General features: G+C 49.3%; 23 protein-coding genes. All 23 read left to right on the top strand.

Annotated features, from left to right (window positions below):
- The first annotated feature begins 17 nt into the window (after window positions 1-17).
- A complete protein-coding gene (gene mreC / locus MKY82_RS07960) occupies window positions 18-893 on the top strand; it encodes a rod shape-determining protein MreC (RefSeq protein ID WP_339295873.1) in 876 nt (291 codons plus the stop codon).
- Window positions 890-1417 (top strand): rod shape-determining protein MreD, encoded by a 528-nt coding sequence (mreD, locus tag MKY82_RS07965; RefSeq protein ID WP_194541480.1) that lies wholly within the window; start codon window positions 890-892, stop codon window positions 1415-1417. Before mreC ends, mreD begins: the two co-directional genes overlap by 4 nt.
- A gap of 83 nt (window positions 1418-1500) precedes the next feature.
- Window positions 1501-2163: a septum site-determining protein MinC gene (locus MKY82_RS07970; RefSeq protein ID WP_339295874.1), complete on the top strand. Its 663-nt coding sequence runs from the start codon at window positions 1501-1503 to the stop codon at window positions 2161-2163.
- A gap of 3 nt (window positions 2164-2166) precedes the next feature.
- Complete coding sequence (gene minD, locus MKY82_RS07975) at window positions 2167-2961, top strand: septum site-determining protein MinD (protein ID WP_009594006.1); 795 nt, start codon at window positions 2167-2169, stop codon at window positions 2959-2961.
- A 135-nt stretch (window positions 2962-3096) separates the two neighbouring features.
- On the top strand, window positions 3097-4002 hold the full coding sequence (locus MKY82_RS07980) for a M23 family metallopeptidase (protein ID WP_339295875.1): 906 nt from the start codon (window positions 3097-3099) through the stop codon (window positions 4000-4002).
- Window positions 3995-4858 carry a M50 family metallopeptidase gene (locus MKY82_RS07985; protein WP_216535365.1) on the top strand — a complete coding sequence of 288 codons (864 nt, stop codon included), beginning with the start codon at window positions 3995-3997 and terminating at the stop codon, window positions 4856-4858. Before MKY82_RS07980 ends, MKY82_RS07985 begins: the two co-directional genes overlap by 8 nt.
- Before the next feature lie 117 nt (window positions 4859-4975).
- Complete coding sequence (locus tag MKY82_RS07990; protein ID WP_339295876.1) at window positions 4976-6211, top strand: Rne/Rng family ribonuclease; 1236 nt, start codon at window positions 4976-4978, stop codon at window positions 6209-6211.
- 162 nt (window positions 6212-6373) lie between these two features.
- Window positions 6374-6685 carry a 50S ribosomal protein L21 gene (gene rplU / locus MKY82_RS07995; protein ID WP_113061207.1) on the top strand — a complete coding sequence of 104 codons (312 nt, stop codon included), beginning with the start codon at window positions 6374-6376 and terminating at the stop codon, window positions 6683-6685.
- A gap of 13 nt (window positions 6686-6698) precedes the next feature.
- On the top strand, window positions 6699-7031 hold the full coding sequence (locus tag MKY82_RS08000; RefSeq protein ID WP_194541485.1) for a ribosomal-processing cysteine protease Prp: 333 nt from the start codon (window positions 6699-6701) through the stop codon (window positions 7029-7031).
- A gap of 17 nt (window positions 7032-7048) precedes the next feature.
- Window positions 7049-7360: a 50S ribosomal protein L27 gene (gene rpmA / locus MKY82_RS08005; RefSeq protein WP_015734021.1), complete on the top strand. Its 312-nt coding sequence runs from the start codon at window positions 7049-7051 to the stop codon at window positions 7358-7360.
- 169 nt (window positions 7361-7529) lie between these two features.
- The gene (locus MKY82_RS08010) at window positions 7530-8270 is read left to right on the top strand and encodes a Spo0B domain-containing protein (RefSeq protein WP_233354790.1); all 741 of its coding nucleotides are present in this window, start codon (window positions 7530-7532) and stop codon (window positions 8268-8270) included.
- A 13-nt stretch (window positions 8271-8283) separates the two neighbouring features.
- The gene (gene obgE / locus MKY82_RS08015; RefSeq protein WP_071223403.1) at window positions 8284-9594 is read left to right on the top strand and encodes a GTPase ObgE; all 1311 of its coding nucleotides are present in this window, start codon (window positions 8284-8286) and stop codon (window positions 9592-9594) included.
- A 277-nt stretch (window positions 9595-9871) separates the two neighbouring features.
- Window positions 9872-11179 carry an SPFH domain-containing protein gene (locus MKY82_RS08020; RefSeq protein WP_339222529.1) on the top strand — a complete coding sequence of 436 codons (1308 nt, stop codon included), beginning with the start codon at window positions 9872-9874 and terminating at the stop codon, window positions 11177-11179.
- Window positions 11180-11199: 20 nt separating this feature from the next.
- Window positions 11200-11958 carry a hypothetical protein gene (locus MKY82_RS08025; protein ID WP_339222531.1) on the top strand — a complete coding sequence of 253 codons (759 nt, stop codon included), beginning with the start codon at window positions 11200-11202 and terminating at the stop codon, window positions 11956-11958.
- A gap of 24 nt (window positions 11959-11982) precedes the next feature.
- Entirely contained in the window at window positions 11983-12735 is a 753-nt protein-coding gene (locus MKY82_RS08030; RefSeq protein ID WP_339222532.1) for a hypothetical protein, read from the top strand.
- A 43-nt stretch (window positions 12736-12778) separates the two neighbouring features.
- Window positions 12779-13432 carry a hypothetical protein gene (locus MKY82_RS08035; RefSeq protein ID WP_339295877.1) on the top strand — a complete coding sequence of 218 codons (654 nt, stop codon included), beginning with the start codon at window positions 12779-12781 and terminating at the stop codon, window positions 13430-13432.
- A 261-nt stretch (window positions 13433-13693) separates the two neighbouring features.
- Entirely contained in the window at window positions 13694-14131 is a 438-nt protein-coding gene (locus MKY82_RS08040; protein ID WP_009594028.1) for an ACT domain-containing protein, read from the top strand.
- 55 nt (window positions 14132-14186) lie between these two features.
- Window positions 14187-15473, top strand: a complete 1287-nt coding sequence (locus tag MKY82_RS08045; RefSeq protein ID WP_194541490.1) for a homoserine dehydrogenase — start codon at window positions 14187-14189, stop codon at window positions 15471-15473.
- Between the two features lie 62 nt (window positions 15474-15535).
- Window positions 15536-16609, top strand: a complete 1074-nt coding sequence (thrC, locus tag MKY82_RS08050; protein ID WP_220686147.1) for a threonine synthase — start codon at window positions 15536-15538, stop codon at window positions 16607-16609.
- On the top strand, window positions 16606-17574 hold the full coding sequence (thrB, locus tag MKY82_RS08055) for a homoserine kinase (RefSeq protein WP_194541492.1): 969 nt from the start codon (window positions 16606-16608) through the stop codon (window positions 17572-17574). Before thrC ends, thrB begins: the two co-directional genes overlap by 4 nt.
- Complete coding sequence (gene pheA / locus MKY82_RS08060; RefSeq protein ID WP_194541493.1) at window positions 17571-18458, top strand: prephenate dehydratase; 888 nt, start codon at window positions 17571-17573, stop codon at window positions 18456-18458. The genes thrB and pheA overlap by 4 nt, the downstream gene beginning before the upstream one ends.
- Complete coding sequence (gene ilvE / locus MKY82_RS08065; protein ID WP_071223394.1) at window positions 18459-19343, top strand: branched-chain-amino-acid transaminase; 885 nt, start codon at window positions 18459-18461, stop codon at window positions 19341-19343.
- Window positions 19344-19506: 163 nt separating this feature from the next.
- Entirely contained in the window at window positions 19507-21243 is a 1737-nt protein-coding gene (locus tag MKY82_RS08070) for a LysM peptidoglycan-binding domain-containing protein (RefSeq protein ID WP_339222540.1), read from the top strand.
- Window positions 21244-21276: the final 33 nt, after the last annotated feature.

The raw sequence follows: 21276 nt of genomic DNA on the forward strand, positions 1-21276 counted from the left end.
AAACAGTAAGTTAGAGGGTGTTGCAACTGTTTAAGCTGCTAGGCAATAAGCGTTTGTTTATTATGCTCATCGGGCTGGTAGCGTTTATCGCTATTATGGGGTTTACGCTCGGCCCGAGAGCTTCTTTATCTTGGCCTGAAAAATTCGTCAAGGATACGGTCGGTTTTGTGCAAAGTGTGTTTTATAAGCCCGCTGCCTATATAGCGGGTTTCTTTGAAGATGTGCGGAACATGAAGGCAATCTATGAAGAGAATGAGGAGCTGCGGAGAGCCGTGGCCCAATATTCCCGAGAGAGTGCGAATTACAATACGATGAAAGCTAATTACGAGAAGCTTCGGGACCAGCTCCATTTTACAGAGAACCAGAAAAATCGGGACAAGTACGAATACCGTACGGCTCAGGTTCTCAGCGTCAACTCGGATCCAAACAATCGGACGCTTGTTATCGATCTGGGCGAACGCGACGGGGTTAGAGCAAACATGTCCGTTACCACGGTAGATGGTATGGTAGGTATCATCAGTAGCGTAAGCAACTTTACCTCCACGGTGAAGCTGCTGACCACGATGGATGCCCAGGATCCGAATCCACAGCCGATTTCGGTAACGGCCATCGGCAAAGAAGATAAAACGTTCGGTGTGGTTGAGAGCTACGATGAGAAGACCAACACGCTGCTCATGACGCGGATTTCGGAAGATGACCCGATCAAGAAAGACGACAAAATCATTTCATCCGGTGCAGGAGGCGTTATACCTCAGGGCTTGATTATTGGCAAGGTGAAAAGTGTTCAGGTAAGCCAATACGGTCAAAGCAGAACGGCTACCATCGAACCGGCGGCCAAGTTTGATGACTGGAAGTATCTAATCGTCGTCTTTACCCCTGAGGAGCCGAAATGATGGCGCGTAAACAAATTCTCGTCCTGCTGCTGTTCGTGCTGTTTATTCTGCAGGGCACGGTGGTTTTCTGGTTAACGCCAAGCTCGCTGCAGCTTCAGATTTATCCTAATTTCGTGTTGGTTTGCTTGTTTTTTGTATCGATTTATTATCATCGCCACACGGGGCTGGTACTCGGACTCATATTCGGCATGCTTCACGATATCGTGTATTACGGCGAGATGATTGGCACTTATTCGTTCGCTATGGGCGTATCCGCATATCTGGTGGGACTTGTATTCAAGTCCCCGCGGGCGCCGCTGCCCATGATGATGACCATTGTCATTCTGGGGAGCCTGTTGTTTGACAGTACGCTTTTTGGCATATATAAGGTGTTTCGACTCAATCCGACTTCTTATAATTGGTCACTGCTTCATCATATGCTACCCAATCTCCTTGTTCATTTTGCCTTTGCTCTGGCGATTTACGTTCCTCTTCGCAAGCAGATTGAGTTGGTTACGAAGAATCAGAGAAGGAAGGCATCCTGAACCCTCCATTATGACATTTTACTAGACTAGCAGGAACTTGAAGGTTTGAGCGCGAAATGTATAGGGATGGGAGGGACAGGCTTATGGCTGTAAAATCCAATCATGTGACGATTAAGGGCATCAAAGATGGCCTGGTATTCCTGCTTGATGACCAGTGTGAGCTGGAGGAGCTGCTCGGCGAGCTGCGCTATAAGCTGGAGCACAGTCATCAGAATATTTTGACCGGACCTATCATTCATGTGGATGTGAAGCTGGGTTCCCGGAAAATTTCCGAAGAAGAGAAGCAGACGATTCTTGACATATTGAAGCAAAAGGGCAATCTGTTGATACGTAATGTGGAATCACCGCCGTTTGAGTCGGAGCTCATACCAGAGGAGAAGCTTACGCTTAAGACAGGGATGGTGCGTTCCGGACAGGTGCTGCATCATGACGGCGATCTCTTGTTCCTCGGGGATGTGAATCCCGGCGGAACCATAACGTGCACCGGTGATATCTACATATTGGGAGCTCTGCGCGGAACCGCGCATGCCGGTGTAGAGGGCAACGAGGAAGCGATTATAGCGGCTTCGTATTTTGCCCCTACCCAGCTCCGTATCTCCCAGATGATCAGCAGACCGCCGGATGAATGGGAGACGCGGGAAACGGTCATGGAATTTGCGTATTTGAAGGACGGTAGCATGGAGATCGATAAGATCAGCAACATCTCACGTTTGGGTCGGGATTTTAATGTGTTTAAAGGGGGGTAGAACATGGGAGAGGCAATCGTCGTAACTTCAGGTAAAGGCGGAGTCGGTAAAACGACGACATCGGCGAACATCGGCACAGCTCTGGCACTGCTCGGAAAAAAAGTGTGTCTGGTTGATACGGACATCGGTCTTCGTAATTTGGATGTCGTGATGGGCCTGGAAAACCGGATTATATACGATTTATGCGACGTTGCAGAAGGGCGATGCCGACTTAACCAGGCGCTGATCAAGGACAAGCGCTTCGATGAGCTGTATATGCTTCCTGCAGCCCAGACCAAAGACAAGAATGCCGTTTCTCCAGAGCAGGTGAAAGATATCGTACTTGAATTGAAAAAGGAATTCGAATACGTCATTATCGATTGTCCGGCTGGAATCGAGCAAGGATTTAAGAATGCCATTGCCGGCGCAGATAAAGCGATTGTGGTTACAACGCCCGAGAATGCGGCCGTGCGGGATGCGGATCGGATTATCGGCTTGCTGGAGAGCTCTCATGTAGAGTCTCCGAAGCTTGTTGTAAACCGGATTCGCCCGAACATGGTGAAATCCGGCGACATGCTGGAGATTGAAGATGTGCTGCAGGTGCTGAATATTGATCTGATCGGGATCGTCCCCGATGATGAAATGGTCATTAAAGCGGCCAATATCGGGGAGCCTACGGTGATGAATCCGGACTCTCAGGCAGCCATCGCCTATAGAAACATCGCCCGGCGCATCCTGGGTGATACCGTTCCTCTGATGCAAATCCATCAGAAAAAAGGAATGTTTACCAAATTCAAAAAGTTTTTTGGAATGGGTTAAAGACTTTAACACGAACCGGTGCCGGGAGGCATCGGTTTTTTTGTTCTGTTCGCCTCTTCAATAGGGCTTGTTCTAAATATCTTTCATCTCCTCATAGGATAGAGTAAGAAAACAAGCCCCAAGGGGGAAAGAACAATGGACATCAAAACTTCAGTTAAGAACCGAAGAGAAGCCCGCATTCGCGAGCTGCTGGAAGGAGCGTTACCGGCGCCGCATGATAAGTCGTCATGGGGGCCCGTTCCCGAGAAAAAGCCTCCCCATCCCAATCTTCACAAGACAGGCTTTATACAGGATCACAGGGCGAACCCATCCCCGCTTCTTGCAGAGAGTGAACCGGATCCCGAGCGGCTTTGGAAGCAAGGGCACCGCGGTTGGTATGGTGAGCTGGATCCCGGTGATCCAGGGGAACCGCCAAGAAAAGCTTCGTTTCTGTCGGGCTTAGTGCGCCGTATCATCGTCAGTGCGCTGGTGTTTGGATTGGCATGGGGGGTATTTTCGTTTCAGCACCCGTGGGCTCTTCGTACTCAAGCTTTTATCGTTGAGGGACTGAGCCATGAGATGGATTTTCAGGCAGCCCAGGTATGGTACGAGGAGCATTTTGGAAGCGCGCCTTCCTTCATTCCGATTTTTGGACAAACCGACGAGCACTCGACGAAGGTGAATGCCGGGACTTCTTTAGTTCCTCCGCTTTCCGGAAAGGTGGTCCAATCCTTTGCCGTGGATCTGAAAGGCATCGTTTTGGAAGCCGGAGGGGGTTCTTTAGCAGACAGGGCGGTTAAGAGTATAGAGACCGGACGCGTGCTTGAGGTTAAAGAACATCCTGAGAATGGGATCACCATTCTCATACAGCATACAGGAGAGAGAACGGCGATATACAGCAGATTGGCAGAAACGGGACTTAAGGTAAACGATTGGGTCCAAGGTGGAGATATTGTCGGCACATTGGCGTCTTCAGGCGCAGGCAGCCCGCCCTCCCTTTATTTCGAACTGAAAGAGGGGGATCGAGGTATCGATCCGGCGGAAGTGATTCCGTTTGATTAAGTTTAAGGGAACGGTATTGTCGCTGCATCCTCTCTTTGTTATTGTCATGCTGGCCTCCGTATTCACCGGTCGCTTTTTGGAATTGCTGACCCTGTTTATTATCGTTTTTATTCATGAATTGGGACACGCCGCCGCAGCGGCAGCGATGGGGTTCAAGGTACGAGCCATTCAGATGCTGCCGTTCGGCGGCGTTGCTGTCATAGAAGATGACGGCAGGATGACTGCAATGAAGGAAATCATCATTGCGCTTGCGGGTCCGCTGCAAAATGTCATCATGATTGGAATTACCCTGATGTGCAGATGGGCGGGATGGGGAGACGAGCAGCTGTTGTCTTATATCATTCAGGGGAATCTCATCATCGCGCTGTTTAACCTTCTCCCGATTCTTCCGCTGGATGGCGGCAAAGTGCTGCAAGCCGTCATCAGCTTGCTCGCCCCATATCATGCGACCTTGCTGTGGGCTTCCCGCGCTGGTATTTTGTGCAGCCTGATCATGATCGGATATGGCTTGCAGCCGTTATTTTCCGGCGGCGGTATTCGTTTAAATGTGCTGATGATCGGCCTGTTTTTAGCGTATTCCAATTTTGAAGACTATCGGAATGTGCATTACCGGTTTTTAAGATTTTTGGTCAATCGGAGCGAGATTTATGAACGAAATTTGGATGGACTCGGTCCTGCGCAGCCAATCGTTGCAGATTCTTCGAAACCTTTGGATGATATTATGCGTCTATTTAAACGAGAGAAGTATCATCTGATTTATGTTATGAGCGGACGAGGCAGCCTGCTTGCCGTCGTTCCGGAGCAGCATGTGATTTCTTCTTATTTTGCATCAAATGGTCCGCCTTGGTATGCGTAAATCGTAAACACCATGAGGAAGACGCAGGGCGGGCCATGATTCTTTATCCATTCAACTCATCTGAGATTGTGTTAGGATAAAAAATAGAATATCGTCTTCCATTTGAGGGGTGAAGCCATGAGGCAAATGATAGTTCATTGTGAACATGAGACCATTCAGATGGCCCTCATCGAAGATGGGAGGTTAGCAGAATTCGCCGTTGAGCGGAGTTGTGAGCAAAGTGTAGTCGGCAGTTTTTATAAGGGCAGGGTCGTAAATGTGCTGCCGGGGATGCAGGCGGCTTTTGTAGATATCGGGCTGAAAAAGAATGCATTTTTATATATTGATGATGTGCTCCATCCTCATTTAGAGAAGCAGCCCAAGCAGAAGCCTTCCATTTCGGAGCTGCTAACGGTAGGCCAGGAATTGATCGTGCAGGTGATGAAGGAACCGAGAGGCGGCAAGGGGGCGCGGGTCACTACCCATTTTTCGCTGCCTGGCAGATGCATGGTGTACATGCCTACTGCGGATTATGTTGCCGTCTCCAAGAAAATTGGACGTGATGCGGAGAGAGCAAGGCTGAAGAGTATCGGCGAGCAGCTTCGCACGGATGAAGAGGGGATCATTATCCGAACGGTATCGGAGGACGAGCCTCTGGAATTCCTTAAGGGAGATCTTGAGTATCTGCGAAAAGAGTGGGCGCGAATTCTCGACAAGGCCGAGCTTTCTTCTGCTCCGGCGCTGCTTCATCGCGATTTAGGTCTGCTGCAGCGTTTTCTCCGCGATGCCTTTGACCCGCTTCATGATGAACTTGTGATCGACAGCAAGCTTAAAGGCGAGGAGACCAAAAGCTATCTGAAGGAAACCGTCCCTGGTATGGAGCCCAAGGTTACATATTACTCGGAAGGAAGTCCGATTTTTCAAGCTTACGGGTTGGACGAGCAGATGAGAGCCGGCTTTGCAAGGAAAATCACGCTTCCGGAAGGTGTGACCATCGTTGTTGATCAGACGGAAGCCATGACCATCATGGATGTCAACACAGCCAAATATATCGGTGGCGATAATTTCGAGGAAACGGTGCTGAAGACGAATCTTCTGGCGGCGAAGCAGATTGCAAGAATTTTGCGGCTCTGGGATATCGGAGGCATTATCATCGTTGATTTCATCGATATGGATCGTGAAGAGCACCGGGAGCAGGTTGTTTCTGCCATGGAGGCTGTAATGCGCAAGGACCGCACCAAAAGCTTTGTGGTGGGCTGGACCAAGCTGGGACTGCTGGAAATGACCCGCAAAAAAGCCAGGGAAAGCTCTTCGCTCCCATTTGCCAAGCCTTGCGGGGCTTGCCGGGGCAGAGGTTTTGTTATCGAACAATGATGTTGACGGTGAACATGGATTATGATATTATCATTAGGTATGTGTCTAGTGATGGTTTGCTGCACATGCTGTAACCGCTCCGGTTGGGTTAGCAAGGACGTTCCTGCTTTAGGACGGACACCTTATACTAGGCGAGTCTGAGACATAGGGAGGTGCAAGCAAATGTACGCTATTATCGAAACAGGTGGTAAACAATACAAAGTTCAAGAGGGCGACGTATTGTTCATCGAGAAGCTGACTGCAGGTGACGGCGAGAGCGTGACTTTCGACCGTGTACTGGCCGTATCCAAAGAGGACGGGTTGGTAACAGGTACGCCGGTTGTTTCCGGTGCGACTGTAACTGCAAAGGTAGAGAAGCACGGTAAAGGCCGTAAGGTCGTTGTATACAAATACAAGCCGAAGAAGAACTACCACAAGAAGCAAGGTCATCGTCAACCTTACACTAAAGTAACCATCGAGAAAATCCAGGCGTAAGTAGGTGCGGTAATTGATTACTGTACAAGTACTGCGCGGGGGAGATGGACGGATCCATAGCTTTAAGGTAACGGGGCACGCGGGATATGCCAATCCTGGAGAAGATATTGTATGTGCTGGAGTTTCCAGCATTACAGTGGGAACGGTCAATTCCATTGAAGCGTTAACCGGAACTGTTATGGAGACCCAGATGAAGGGCGGCTTTCTTAGTGCGAATCTTCCGCCGACGGCAAACGACTCCGTCTCGGGACAAGTTCAACTGCTTCTCGAATCCATGGTTGTTATGTTACAGGGAATTGCCGATTCATACGGCAAGTATATAAGAATACAGGAATTGACTACTTGAAGAAGGAGGTAGACAACATGTTGAAATTGGATCTTCAGTTATTCGCATCGAAAAAAGGTGTAGGTTCCACAAAGAACGGTCGCGATAGCGAATCGAAACGTCTTGGTGTGAAACGTGCAGACGGTCAAGCAGTGACTGGCGGCAGCATCTTGGTTCGCCAACGCGGAACGAAAATTCATCCAGGCACGAACGTAGGTATCGGTAAAGACGATACTTTGTTTGCGAAAGTTGACGGCGTTGTGAAATTTGAACGTTGGGGTCGTGATCGCAAGAAAGTGAGCGTCTACCCGGTTGATGTCGCTCCAGTAGCGGCTGCAGTAGAAGCTTAATCGTTTCTTATGCTGCATACAGAAGAAGCCTTTCGGCATCGTTGCCGGGGCTTCTTTTTTTGTAAATAACGCAAAGATCATCATCCAGGGGATGAACCGTCCTGAAGGTCTATGATATACTGGGATTTGGTGAATGTAACCAATTGCTGTTGAAAGACGAGGAGAAGCGATGAAATCCTGGAAATGGATAGCAGCTGGGGCGGGGTTAACCTCCGTAATACCCGTAGCATGGATGGTATGGAAACCGACTTTGGCTGCAGGAGCAGTGTTAACGGTTTGGGCTGTCGCTGCGTCTGCCTGCGGGGCTTGGCTTGTCCGAAAATCGGAGGAGCGCAGGCAGCAAGCCATCATTCGGAATGTGGAGCAGACGGCGATTCAGATGCTGAATCACCATCGTCATGATTGGATGAATGAGCTTCAAATTTTGTACGGCTACATTCAACTTGGAAAGCTTGATAAAACAGTGGGTTCTGTGGAAAGAATAAAGGACAGGATGGCGACGGAAAGCAGAATCTCTAAGCTGGGCATTCCTTCGCTGGTTTTTTATTTACATTCATACCGTACGTACAGCAATAATCTGCAGCTCGACGTTGAAGTTGTGGACCAGGTGCAACTGGAAGACAAAGTATCGCCACAAACGGCGGAGTCTTTTACCGAAGCTATCATTCAAACGGTGAGAGCTTTTCAATTAAGCGGAAAAGCGTCTTGGGGGGATACCCGGCAATTAACATTAACATTTATGCAGCAAGAACAAGAGCTGATGGTATGGGCACAAGGAGAAGGATCCTTTGGAGACCCGGACAGCTTGAAGCTTCAGATTGAACAATCCGTAAAAGGCGAAGGCATTCGGGTAGAACAAACGGAGCCGGGGGAGACCTCGTATCGTTTGTATTTGCCGTTTGTGACTTGAGGAAGGTGATTTCATGTTTGTAGATAAGGCAAAAGTATATGTAAAAGGCGGAGACGGCGGCGATGGTCTCATTGCGTTCCGTCGAGAGAAATACGTTCCTGAAGGCGGACCTGCCGGCGGAGACGGCGGTAAGGGCGGCGACGTGATTTTCCGGGTGGACGAAGGACTGCGCACGTTGATGGATTTCCGTTACCAGAAGCATTTTAAGGCCAAGCGCGGGGAAAAAGGCCGCAATAAAAGTCAGCATGGGGCCAATGCGGATAGCATGATTGTCCGTATCCCGCCGGGTACCATCTTAACGGATGACGATACCGGTGAGGTGATTGGCGATTTGACCCGACACGGTCAACAGGTTGTTGTTGCCAGAGGAGGCCGTGGAGGGCGAGGAAATATCCGCTTTGCTACCCCGAACAATCCGGCGCCTGAGCTTGCCGAGAACGGCGAGGAAGGCGAAGAGCGTTACGTAACCATGGAACTTAAAGTGATGGCTGATGTAGGTCTCGTCGGGTTCCCGAGTGTAGGCAAATCAACCTTGTTGTCCGTTGTATCTGCGGCTCAGCCAAAGATCGGCGCATACCACTTTACGACCATAACGCCGAATTTGGGAGTTGTTGAGGTTGGAGACGGTCGCAATTTTGTTATGGCTGACCTGCCTGGTCTGATTGAGGGTGCTCATGAAGGCGTGGGACTTGGTCATGAATTCCTCCGGCACGTGGAAAGAACACGCGTCATTGTCCATGTCGTGGATATGGCAGGCACGGAAGGAAGGGATCCGTTTGAGGACTGGGAAAAAATCAATGATGAAATCAGGCTCTACAACCCGGTTCTGGTCGAACGGCCGCAAATCGTAGCCGCTAATAAAATGGACATGCCGGAGGCCGAAGAGTATCTAGCGGCCTTCAAAGAGAAGCTGAAAGAGATTCGTCCGGACATCGAGGTCATGCCAATCTCCTCGCTGACCCGTCAGGGTATTCAGGAACTTCTTTACCGCACGATCGATGTGCTGGAGAGCATTCCGGACGAGCCGGCCATTGAAGAAGTATCCGAGGTTTCCGAGCGCAAGGTTTATAAATTCAAAGCGCAGAACGACAACTCCTTCACCGTTACTAGGGATAATGAGATGTATGTTGTGCATAGCGAGCGAATTGAGCGGATGCTGAAACGGATGCAGATGAATTCGCATGATGCCATTCTGAAGCTTGCAAGAACGATGCGCCATATGGGCGTCGATGAAGAACTTCGGAAACGGGGCGCGACAGAAGGCACCATTGTACGAATTGGTGATTTCGAATTTGAATTTGTTGAAGGCAGCAGCTACTATTAATGCGCAAAAAATACGTTCGTAAGAAAATACCGCAAGGTCTGTTTAACAGCAGGCTTGGCGGTATTTTTTTATGGAGGAAGTTGTGTCCCGGATATCACGTAAACATGCTCTGTGTTTTATGGCAACGGTTAGGAAGTTGTTCAGAGATATCATTTTCCACTTAGGTTTCCAAATTTTGCATCCACATATCGGGTAAATCGTATACAATGGTAGTACAATAGTCCTTTTCCATAGACTATCAGGATGGAAGGAACGGTGTATAAAGGAGAGTAGAACTATGGCTATTATTGAAGTTGTAAAATACGAAGGACCGCCGGATGTGTTTGCCTGGCGTTATCCGAATCAGGAGTTAGGTACATGGACCCAACTTATTGTTCATGAGACACAGGAGGCCATCCTGTATAAGGGTGGTCAAGCCCTGGACTCCTTCGCGGCTGGGCGGCATACACTGAGTACGGCGAATATACCGATATTATCCAATGTGATCAATCTTCCATTCGGCGGGAAGTCTCCCTTTACGGCAGAAGTCTGGTTTGTGAACAAACTTCGTTCACTGGACGTGAAATGGGGGACCAGCTCGCCGATCCAGCTGCAAGATCCAAAATACAATATTATCGTATCGGTCCGGTCTTTTGGCCAATTCGGCGTACAGATCAGCGATCCGCGAAAGTTTCTGGGAACCCTGGTTGGCACACTGCCGGCTTTTGACCAAAGCACACTGATTAAATATTATCGCGGCGTACTGATGTCCAATATTACGGAAATCATATCCTCCTATATCGTTCGCAAAAAAATCAGCGTTGTGGAGATCAATGCTTACATAGCGGAAATATCGAAGCATATCATGGAAGCGATTGCGCCTTCATTTGAAGAAATGGGGATCACCCTGCTGAATTTCTATGTGGACTCCATCAACATCCCGGAGAATGACCCGGCAGCTGTTCGAATCAAGGAAGCGTTGGCAAAGAAAGCGGAGATGGACATCATCGGATATACCTATCATCAAGAAAGAACCTTTAATACGCTGGAGGGGGCGGCAAAGAATCAAGGCAGCCCGGCAGCGGTCATGGGAACCGGATTGGGCATGGGACTTGGGATGGTTGGTCCGATGTATGAGACCGTGGGGAAAATGTTTGAGGACTCAAAGGATCCAGGAAAGAACGAGCTCCATACCAAACAGAAAGCGTGTACCCAGTGCGGAACACTGAGCGCAGAAGAGGCGCGATTCTGTTCGGGATGCGGACAATCGCTTCAGGTGCAGGCTGAGGAGGAACTGGCGAGCACCGTTCGATGCAACGATTGCGGACAGCCACTGCCTCCCAATGCCAAGTTTTGTCTTCACTGCGGTGACCCGTACCATGCATGCCCTGAATGTGGCCATGACCACCCGGCCGGTGCCGTCGAATGTCCGGATTGCGGTGCAGCGCTTCCTATGCCTTGCAGGACATGCGGTGAACTGGTGGATGCAAAAGCCAAGTTTTGCCCGCACTGCGGGTCAAGCCATGCGCTAACATGTCCTGGATGTCATCATGAGATCAAACCAGGCCAGAAGTTTTGCATGGAGTGCGGACATAAATTGATGTGAAGTGAAAGTGAGGGAATAGAGTGAGTACAAGAACCACAAGTCGAAATGGATTATGGCTGGCTGCCGCGGTGCTTCCGGTCTTAACCATCCTTCTGTTCGGATTGATCGGAGGGATCGTTCAGCTGAATGCTTGGATATCGGGCATCGCTCTCGGATGCGCCGAGGCGGCCATTCTCGTCTTTATCGGTTTAGTTGTCCACCGGCGCAAAGCGGGTTCGCCAGGAGCTCCTTTTTATATTGCTTCAGGCGTCATTATAGGAGTCTATGCCATTTCCGTTTTGCTGGAGGTCATTCTGCTGGGATATTTATTTAAGCTGCCTGAATCTTCTTATTTTATGATTCATCTTATAACCTTACTGGGGTTCTCGGTGGTTTTGGGACTGATAGCTCTGACGGGAAAATATGCAGGAGCTCATGAACGAAAGGAAAGTGATCATCTGGCGGTTCAGAAAGAGACGGTGGCCTGGATCGGGGGAATCCGAAGAAAACTAGGTGAGATGCCAGGAGAGAACATTCATTCGTTAGACCGGCAGATGGCCGAGCTGGAAGAAACGCTTCGTTATAGCGATCCTATCACGCATACCTCTTTATATGAAGTGGAGCATATGATCCAGCAAAAAATCGCATTGTTGGAGGACCAAGTGGCGCTGATCGGAGAGACGCAAGCAGAACAACGCGATGAGCTGGCAGAGCAAACCGTTCACATCATCCGCGATATCCTGAGAACGGTACAGGATCGTAACACCGAACTTCTGAAGGCAAAAGCGGGATCGACCTAATGCAGATGATAGAGGGGATAGAATATGGGAGCGTCTGAACTGAAGCGCTTTAAACAGAAGTTCACGACCATGGATTATTTCATTATTGCGCTGGCGGTACTGTTTTTTCCGCTGGCCATTGTGCTGGCGGCTGTTCGGGTGCTTGTCACCCATCGCCATAACCACTGTAAGGGAAGAAACAACCGGCTCTTCGGGTGGGTTCTGGTCATAACCTATGGAATCATTGAATTGCTTATGATCCTCGCGACGATTGAAGATAAAGATGTCGACGGCCTCTATTCGGCTTCCATCGTATGGGGCGTTATTATACTGGTTCCAGCCATCATCATGCTGTTGATTGGCAAGAAAGAAGATAAGAAATTCAACCGTTTGTTGCAATTTTATTCGAATGCCATTATGCAAAGAGGGCTCGACCAAATTGATCATATCGCTCGAGAGGCAAGGCAAAAGCCGGCCCATGCCGTCCGAGATATCACGTTCATGTTTGAACGGCGTATGCTGCCTAATGGAAAGCTGGACAATGGAGTTGTCATCATCCCCTCCTTGCAGAGGAGATCCCAGTCTTCATTCCAAGGAGAATTTGTTTCACGCAGCGGACAGCGAGTGCAGTATTCACTAGGTCAAGTTGCGGCTGAACCAGCGGCAATAACCCGAAACGAAGCGGAGCCCAATCCAGGGCCGAAGTCTGTGGAATGCCCGGGCTGCGGGGCAAGGTCGGTCGTAACGCACTTGGAGAAAAAAGAATGTGAGTATTGCGGTTCGGTGATTGTGGCTTAACCTTAGTTATGCGTCCGATTAACAAAATTGAGGAGATCGTGGTATGAGCATTCCAATAAAGCCCTTTAAATCGCAATTTTCAAAATTCGATTATTTTATTATTGGCTTGACGTATGTGTTTTTTCCATTAGCGTTGATCATTGCTGGATTTCGTATTTTGCCTACACAACAACATCACAGTTACAGGGGCAGAAATGCAAGGCTGATGGGATGGGTATTGTTCGGTTCGTATATTATGACTTCTGTGATCTTTTTACTGGCGAGCGAAACCAGTGAGGAGTTCTTAAACGACAATTTAGCAATGGCATTGTGCCTATTAGTCCCTGGCCTGCTGCTGCTTGTTGCTGCTGACCTGGCAGACAAGAAATTCCGAAAGCTGTTGAGAATTTATGCAGAGGCCGTCTTGCAGCGGCGTCTGATTTACATCGATCATATTGCGATTGCAGCGAATCAAACTCCATCCCATGTGGTCCGTGATTTGAACTTTATGATCAAGGAGCGGATGCTCCCTTACGGGAAGATTGAGAATGGTGTGCTGATGATCACTTCACTGCATAGAGAGTCAGTAAAGTCAGCCGAGATTCAGCAGGATATTGGATCGAAGTCTGTGGAATGTTCAGGCTGTGGTGCAAGAACCGTGATTTCACACCAAGAGGAAAAAGAGTGCGAGTACTGCGGCACGATCATTGTTGCTTAGATTTCACGCGGACCGTTTGAACTCAAATGTTTTATCGGCAGTCTCCGCATACCGGAGACTGCTTTTTTTTGCGCATCATTTACAATTTTGACGTGAATATCGATGTGTTCCGGTTTGAATTGCGATATAGTATAGGCTATAGAGTTGACATATAAATATCGGGTTAACCAAAAAACTGGACACTTATGTATTGCCCTTACATGGTATATCCAGTATAATGTCCACTATACGAATACAGTAGTCTTTGAGGAGAGGACGTTTGTGAAGGAACGCTACTATTTGGTCCGGGAAGACATCCTTCCCGAGGCTGTGGTTAAGACGATGCAAGTAAAAAAATTGCTGGCATCGGGAGACGTTAGAACGGTTCATGAAGCCGTTGAACAGGTTGGGCTTAGCCGAAGCGCTTTTTATAAGTACAAGGATGGAATCCATCCCATCAATCAACTGGAACGTGATGAAATCGTAACGATTTCTATCGATATGGAACATCGCTCGGGGATGCTATCCGAAGTGCTGGGGCTGGTAGCGGGTGAAGGCGGGAATGTGCTAACCATTCATCAGAGTATTCCGCTGCAGGGAATCGCCAATGTCGTGATTTCCGTCGAAGTTTCCCGGCTGAATGAGGAGCTGGATGACCTGCTTGACGGATTGAGGCGAATAGCTGGAGTAAGAAGAGTGCAGATGATAGGCCAAGGTTAAGTTATGACGAATTAAATAGATATCTATGTGATGGGATACAGGAGGTAGTGTATTAATGAAACCGGTCAAAGTAGGGCTTTTGGGATTAGGAACCGTAGGAACAGGGGTTGTCCGCATCGTAGAGGGACACCAGGAGGATTTGAGCAGCCAGGTCGGTTCGCCGATTACGATAGAACGTATCGCTGTCAAACATTTGGAGAAGTACCGCAGTGTCAATGTGGATCAGAATAAACTGACGGAAGATCCATGGGCGGTCATCCGCGATCCCGAGATTGATGTCATCGTTGAAGTGATGGGCGGGATCGAGCAGACGAAAACCTATATTCTCGAAGCGCTTGAGCGCGGCAAGCATATCGTTACCGCAAATAAGGATCTGATGGCTCTCCACGGTGCCGAAATATTGGCCAAGGCGCAAGAGAAGCAGTGCGACGTGTTCTACGAGGCAAGTGTTGCTGGCGGTATTCCCATTATCCGCACGCTGATTGAAGGCTTCTCCTCGGATCGTATCATGAAAATTATGGGGATCGTGAACGGTACAACCAATTTCATTCTGAGCAAGATGAGTCAAGAAGGTGCATCGTATGAAGATGTCCTGGCCGAAGCTCAGGAACTGGGTTATGCAGAAGCTGACCCGACCTCCGATGTTGAAGGATTGGACGCGGCGCGCAAGATGGCGATTCTCGGCACACTTGGCTTCCGCACGAACGTCGAGCTCCAGGATGTAACCGTTAAGGGAATCTCGCAAGTGACCAAAGAAGATATCGCTTATGCGAAGCGTTTGGGTTATGAGATGAAACTTCTGGGTATCGCGGAGCGTCAGGACGATGAGTTCAGCATCACGGTTCAGCCTACGATGGTTCGGAAGGGACATCCTATCGCAGCCGTGAATGGGGTATTTAACGCGGTTTATGTATATGGAGAAGCTGTAGGCGAAACGATGTTTTACGGAGCCGGCGCTGGTGAGATGCCAACCGCTACATCCGTTGTGGCAGACCTGGTTGCCGTTATCAAGAATCTGAAGCTCGGCGTCAACGGTCTCAAAGCCATCGTTCCTTACAAACCGAAGAAACTCAAAACCGACGAGCAGATCATGTATAAGAACTTCATTTTGCTTCATGTCGACGATAAAGCAGGTGTACTTGCCCAAATTACCCAGGTGTTCGCTGAATATAACGTCAGCCTGGAATCCGTTGTCCAGCAGCCGAACGAGCATAATCCGGACGCAGAGATTATCATCGTCACCCACAATGCGAGCAAAGCCAATATGGATGAAGTGTTGAATCATTTTGAAGGCCTGGAAGTCATTCGCCGGATTAAAAGTGTGTACCGTGTTGAAGGATAAAGGATTAGAACTCATTAAATAACCCTATATAATTTTTTCTTAAGAAAAGGAGAACAAGAGAGATGCCGTATGAAGGATTGCTTCAAACCTACAGAGAATATTTGCCGGTGAATGAGCGTACTCCGCTTCTAACGCTAAAGGAAGGGAACACCCCTCTGATCAAAGCTGTGAATTTATCCGAAGAGCTTGGAATTGATCTGCATTTCAAATTTGAAGGGCTGAATCCTACGGGTTCATTCAAAGACCGCGGGATGGTGATGGCCGTAGCGAAAGCGATGGAAGAGGGAAGCCGCACCATCATGTGCGCTTCAACGGGCAATACGTCTGCAGCAGCTGCTGCTTATGCCGCTCGTGGCGGATTGAATTGTATCGTAATCATTCCGAACAACAATATTGCGCTGGGCAAGCTCGCCCAAGCGATGATTTACGGAGCGAAGGTCATTGCGATTGAAGGCAATTTTGACCGCGCGCTGGAAATTGTGCGTGAGATTACGGCGAAGCATCCGATTGCGCTTGTAAACTCCGTGAATCCTTATCGAATCGAAGGTCAGAAGACGGCTGCATTCGAAGTCGTTGACCAGTTAGGGAAAGCGCCGGACGTGCTGGCCATTCCGGTCGGCAATGCGGGGAACATCTCCGCTTACTGGAAAGGATTTAAAGAATACCATGCTGCGGGCAAATCGTCCTCTCTGCCGAGAATGCTTGGATTTGAAGCGGAAGGAGCGATGGCCATCGTGAAGGGAGAGCCTATTGCAAATCCGGAAACGGTAGCGACTGCCATCCGTATCGGGAACCCGGCCAGCTGGAAAACCGCGGTTGCGGCCGCTGAGGAATCCGGCGGACAGATTAACTATGTTACGGACGAAGAGATTTTGGAAGCATACCGCAAAATCGCATCGCGTGAGGGCATTTTTGCCGAGCCAGGATCGGCTGCCTCCATCGCAGGCGTTTATAAAATGAAGCGCGAAGGATATTTTAAAGGTGGAGAGTCCGTAGTCTGTGTGCTGACAGGGCATGGGCTCAAGGATCCGAATATCGCCATTTCTACCGTGAACGCCGAACCGCTCGTCGTATCAGATACGGAATCAGCCGTAATGGATGCTATTGCTAAGCTTGAAGGAGCTGCACGGGTATGAGTTTGTCCCAAGGTGTCCGGGTGAAGGTACCGGCCAGTACGGCTAATTTGGGACCCGGATTCGATACACTCGGCATGGCATTGTCTATGTATTCCTGGATCGAGATGAAGGCGTCGGAGCGGACCGTATTCCATCTTCATGGTGATGAGATGGGCGGTCTGCCGACCGATAAGAGCAACCTGATCTATAAGGTGGCTCAGATGGTTTTTGAAGAGGCGGGACAGGCTGTTCCCGATCTTGAGATTTCCATGTATTCCGAAATTCCGCTTACCCGCGGTCTTGGCAGCAGTGCTTCGGCGATTGTAGGGGCTCTGGCGGCTGCCAATGCGCTGATCGGTTCACCCCTGCCGGATTCCAAGCTTTTTGATATGGCGACGAATCTTGAGAAGCACCCGGATAATGTAGGAGCTTCATTATTTGGAGGGATTATTACGGCTGTATGGGACGGAGCTCATGCGGATTATATACGTATTGAACCTCCAGCAGACCTCGGAACGCTCGTTGTTATTCCCGATTTCGAATTGGCAACATCCAAAGCAAGAGAAGCGCTGCCCGCCCAGGTCAGTTTAGCGGATGCTGTGTATAATATTAGTCGGTCCTCCTTGATGACCGCGGCTCTTTCTGCAGGCAGACTGGACTTGATATCTGCCGCAATGCAAGATCGGATTCATCAGCCTTATCGGGTACCGCTTGTGCCAGGGATGAGCAAAATTTTGGCCGAAGCGACAAGCCACGGAGCGCTGGGGATTGCGCTAAGCGGAGCGGGCCCGACGATGATTGCGTTGGTGGATCGGAACGATTCGCGGGTAGAAGAATTGAGCGCGTATTTAGTGCAGACGATGAAGGCGGAAGGAATTTCGGCTTCGTGCTACCCGTTGAATCCAGTTGCCGAAGGCGTCCAGCTCTTGGAAGATATAAATAATAGATCCTTTTTGGATATGATTAGAGGGGAAGTTACCGCATGAAAAAAATAGCCTTGTTGCCCTCAGGATCGGTATCTCATGAAGCGATACTTTATCTCCTTAACGGTGAGCCGGTGGAATTTGTCCACCATAAACTGATCTCTGATGTATTTATGTCTACAGTAGAAGGAAAAAGCGATTACAGCGTAATCCCGATTGAGAATACCATCGAAGGTTCCGTGAGCCTTCATATGGATTGGTTGGTCAATGAGGTGGATCTGCCGATGCAGGTGGAGTGGGTTTATCCTTCCATTCAGAACCTGATCGGAAATGCTGCCGAGTTCCAGTCCAATGACGGTACGATGGATTACAGTAAAATCACAAAAATTTGGTCTCACCAAGTAGCAACGGCCCAGTGCCGTCAGTTCCTCGCGAAGGCCGCGCCACAGGCTGAGTTGGAGCAAGTAGGCAGCACCTCGGAAGGGGTTAAAATCGTAAAGGAAAATCCCGGCCAGGGATGGGCGGCGATCGGCACTACACTAGGCGCTGCCACTCACGGATTAAACGTGCTTGCCGAGCGTATTACCGACCATGATAATAATTACACCCGGTTTGTATTAATCGGACGCGAGCCGATTTTAGTCAACCGTTCGCCGGAGCATATCAAGACCAGCATTCTCGTGACCCTCCCAGAGGATGTGCCGGGAGCGCTGCATCAGGTGCTTTCGGCGTTTGCTTGGCGGCGCCTGAATCTGTCGCGGATTGAATCCCGTCCGACGAAGAAGAAGCTGGGTAATTACTATTTTTACATCGATGTCATGGCTGCAGCAGATTCGGTTCTGTTGGTCGCCGCCATGGGAGAGATTGAAGCGCTGGGATGTGTGGTTCGTGTGCTGGGTACTTATCCGGGCTATGCGTACGAGAGTGAGAAAATGGAGGTTAAGTAAATGTCAGAGCAATGGATCTATCTGGATGGAGAATTCGTCACAAAAGAGAATGCAAAAGTATCCGTTTTTGATCATGGATTCCTGTACGGAGACGGCATATTCGAAGGGATTCGGATATATAACGGCAACATCTTTAAGTGCAAGGAACACTTGGATCGGCTGTACGATTCCGCCAAGTCCATCGATTTAGTCATCCCATTGGCATATGATGAGCTGCTGGAGGCTATGGCCGAGACGATTCGGCGCAACGATATGCGAAACGGGTACATCCGTATCGTAGTATCCCGAGGTGCAGGCAATCTGGGTCTGGACCCGCGTCGCTGCCCTAAACCAACGGTGTTGATCATTGTGGAACAGCTGGCGATATACTCCGAAGAAGCTTATCTTAACGGTTTGAAGGCCGTATCCGTAGCCCAGCGCCGCAACATTCCGGATGCGCTCAATCCGAAAATCAAGTCTCTGAACTATTTGAACAACATTCTTGTGAAGATCCAATCCAACTTTGCGGGAGCGGATGAAGCGATCATGATGAACGCACAAGGATATGTGACGGAAGGCTCAGGTGACAATATTTTCATCGTGAAAAACGGCGTGGTCACAACGCCTCCGTGCTACCTTGGTGCGCTTGAAGGCATTACGCGCCAGGCGATTATCGATTTATGCGATAAACTCGGCATCAAATTGAAGGAGGAGCCTTTCAGCATGCATGACGTATATATTGCAGACGAAGTGTTTTTTACAGGAACCGCCGCTGAGGTCATCGCCGCTCGTGAAATTGACGGACGGATGATCGGAAAAGGGCAGGCTGGTCCAATTACGCTTCAACTGCTCGAGGAATTCCGCAAAATTGTGGATCAAGACGGTTATAAAGTATGGGAATCCTAACGTTTTAGGACAGCTAAATAAACGACTTAAACCATCCTTTCATGTCGATGAAAGGATTTTTTTTGCCCAGAGGGATGTCAATCGCCCATTCCGTGCATAGGATGTAGTAACGAAAGCGGGCGAATAACATGACGCCTAGAAGAGTGTAGGAGGTTTTAGCGGCGTGAAGATACACATCGTCAAGGAAGGCGACACCCTATATGAGCTGTCCAAAAAATACGACGTTCCATTAGCGAAAATCATCGATGCCAATCCACAGCTGGTGGATCCGAATAAGCTCGATGTCGGTGCCAAAATCAAAGTACCGACAGAGCCTGTTCCGGTACCAGGCGGCAGCCAACCCATTATCCATAAGCATACGGTAAAGCAGGGGGACTCCCTCTGGAAACTGTCGAAGGCATGGGGCGTAACCCTGAAGGAAATTATTGATGCCAACCCGCAGCTTAAAAATCCGAATGCCCTGCTGGTTGGAGAGGTCGTGAACATCCCTTCATCAGGCGTATATTCGGAGTCGGGCACAGATGACGGGGTTTCGATGAGCAGTGGCAGTGGTTCGAACCCGGGCAAGAAGAAGCCGGGCGGTAAGGATTACACCGGAGTGAAGGAAGAAATCACAGCGCCGATCGAGCAGCCACCGGTTGTACCGGAAGTTAAGGAACCCGAGCCGCCGATTTTACCAAAACTGCCTGAGATTTCACCATTCCCCGAGGAGCCTAAAAAATTCGAACCGGAGCACAAACCGGAGATTTTACCTGAAATCAAGAAGCCGGTCATCCTGCCGGAGGTCAAGAAACCAGAGATCCTGCCAGAAGTGAAGAAACCGGATGTCCTGCCGGATTTTAAAAAGCCTGTGATCATGCCTGAATTCAAGCCGGAGTTCAAACCTGAATTCAAACCCGAATTCAAACCAGAGTACAAACCGGATTACAAACTGCCATATAAACCAATAGAGCCGGAGTTTACGCATCCTGTCAAAACCATGCCGTTACCTTACCCAATCCATCCTATGGCCGAACCATGTCCGCCGTTTGCGGAGATGCCACTTCATATGATGCCGCATCCTTGTCCGGAATTTCCTTTTCAAGAAGCGCCTGCATTTATGATGCCTCCATACGGTGGTTATCATGAAGGACCATGTGGTTGCCATGAACCTAAACATTGGCATGGAGCCGAATACGGCACAGCTGTCCATCCGTATCACCATATACCGCAGGAAGCGATGCCTGTATCCTATAATGAAGGCTGGGGAAATGTACCTTCAGGATATCCGGGTGTTTCTGAACAGCCCATGAGCTTGGAATATTCCCAGTTCTCGATCACGGAATCATATACAGGAAATGTGGGTTCCGATTACCATCCATATCCTGAGCATCATCATACAGCGGCGACATATGGTTATGTTCCGTCTCCTTGCGGATGCCATGGGGGAGAAGTTAGTCCATACCACAATAAGCCACATCACGGGTACCCACAACACGGGCATCACCAGTACGCACCCGACATGGCGGTACCGTATCAACCGTGGCAGGGTGGAATGGACTACAATGCTGGGGCATACGGCCATCCGTCCGCACTCATGGGAACTCAAGGAGCATATCCTCCATTTGTAAATCCATATGAACCAAACTGGAATGATCGGCAGAACGACCAGCCGTTCGATTCGGCATTCAATCCGTCGGCTCCATACGAAGCGGAGCAATCCAATATGTCGGTCAGCAGTGAAATTGGGAATGAAACGGAACCATCCGTATCCAGAGATACTTCCATTGAAGAGGATGCCAAGGAGAGAGCTAAAGTCCATCGTCAGCAAGCCAATAAAACAAGAACAGCAGCCAAGAAATCACGAAAGCCTCAAGGTTCATCAAAAGGTAAACGCCACAATCCATGGATCAAGGGTTAAGACATTATCAGTGAAGGCCAGGTTACAGCAAAC

It is taken from the genome of Paenibacillus sp. FSL W7-1279 (assembly GCF_037969845.1).
GTDB lineage: Bacteria > Bacillota > Bacilli > Paenibacillales > Paenibacillaceae > Paenibacillus_AQ.

What these genes read in the sequence shown, in the direction of transcription:
- mreD (WP_194541480.1), top strand. Translation starts at nt 890, where the DNA reads ATGATGGCGCGTAAACAAATTCTCGTCCTGCTGCTGTTCGTGCTGTTT.
- MKY82_RS07970 (WP_339295874.1), top strand. Translation starts at nt 1,501, where the DNA reads ATGGCTGTAAAATCCAATCATGTGACGATTAAGGGCATCAAAGATGGC.
- minD (WP_009594006.1), top strand. Translation starts at nt 2,167, where the DNA reads ATGGGAGAGGCAATCGTCGTAACTTCAGGTAAAGGCGGAGTCGGTAAA.
- MKY82_RS07980 (WP_339295875.1), top strand. Translation starts at nt 3,097, where the DNA reads ATGGACATCAAAACTTCAGTTAAGAACCGAAGAGAAGCCCGCATTCGC.
- MKY82_RS07990 (WP_339295876.1), top strand. Translation starts at nt 4,976, where the DNA reads ATGAGGCAAATGATAGTTCATTGTGAACATGAGACCATTCAGATGGCC.
- rplU (WP_113061207.1), top strand. Translation starts at nt 6,374, where the DNA reads ATGTACGCTATTATCGAAACAGGTGGTAAACAATACAAAGTTCAAGAG.
- rpmA (WP_015734021.1), top strand. Translation starts at nt 7,049, where the DNA reads ATGTTGAAATTGGATCTTCAGTTATTCGCATCGAAAAAAGGTGTAGGT.
- MKY82_RS08010 (WP_233354790.1), top strand. Translation starts at nt 7,530, where the DNA reads ATGAAATCCTGGAAATGGATAGCAGCTGGGGCGGGGTTAACCTCCGTA.
- obgE (WP_071223403.1), top strand. Translation starts at nt 8,284, where the DNA reads ATGTTTGTAGATAAGGCAAAAGTATATGTAAAAGGCGGAGACGGCGGC.
- MKY82_RS08020 (WP_339222529.1), top strand. Translation starts at nt 9,872, where the DNA reads ATGGCTATTATTGAAGTTGTAAAATACGAAGGACCGCCGGATGTGTTT.
- MKY82_RS08030 (WP_339222532.1), top strand. Translation starts at nt 11,983, where the DNA reads ATGGGAGCGTCTGAACTGAAGCGCTTTAAACAGAAGTTCACGACCATG.
- MKY82_RS08035 (WP_339295877.1), top strand. Translation starts at nt 12,779, where the DNA reads ATGAGCATTCCAATAAAGCCCTTTAAATCGCAATTTTCAAAATTCGAT.
- MKY82_RS08045 (WP_194541490.1), top strand. Translation starts at nt 14,187, where the DNA reads ATGAAACCGGTCAAAGTAGGGCTTTTGGGATTAGGAACCGTAGGAACA.
- thrC (WP_220686147.1), top strand. Translation starts at nt 15,536, where the DNA reads ATGCCGTATGAAGGATTGCTTCAAACCTACAGAGAATATTTGCCGGTG.
- thrB (WP_194541492.1), top strand. Translation starts at nt 16,606, where the DNA reads ATGAGTTTGTCCCAAGGTGTCCGGGTGAAGGTACCGGCCAGTACGGCT.
- pheA (WP_194541493.1), top strand. Translation starts at nt 17,571, where the DNA reads ATGAAAAAAATAGCCTTGTTGCCCTCAGGATCGGTATCTCATGAAGCG.
- ilvE (WP_071223394.1), top strand. Translation starts at nt 18,459, where the DNA reads ATGTCAGAGCAATGGATCTATCTGGATGGAGAATTCGTCACAAAAGAG.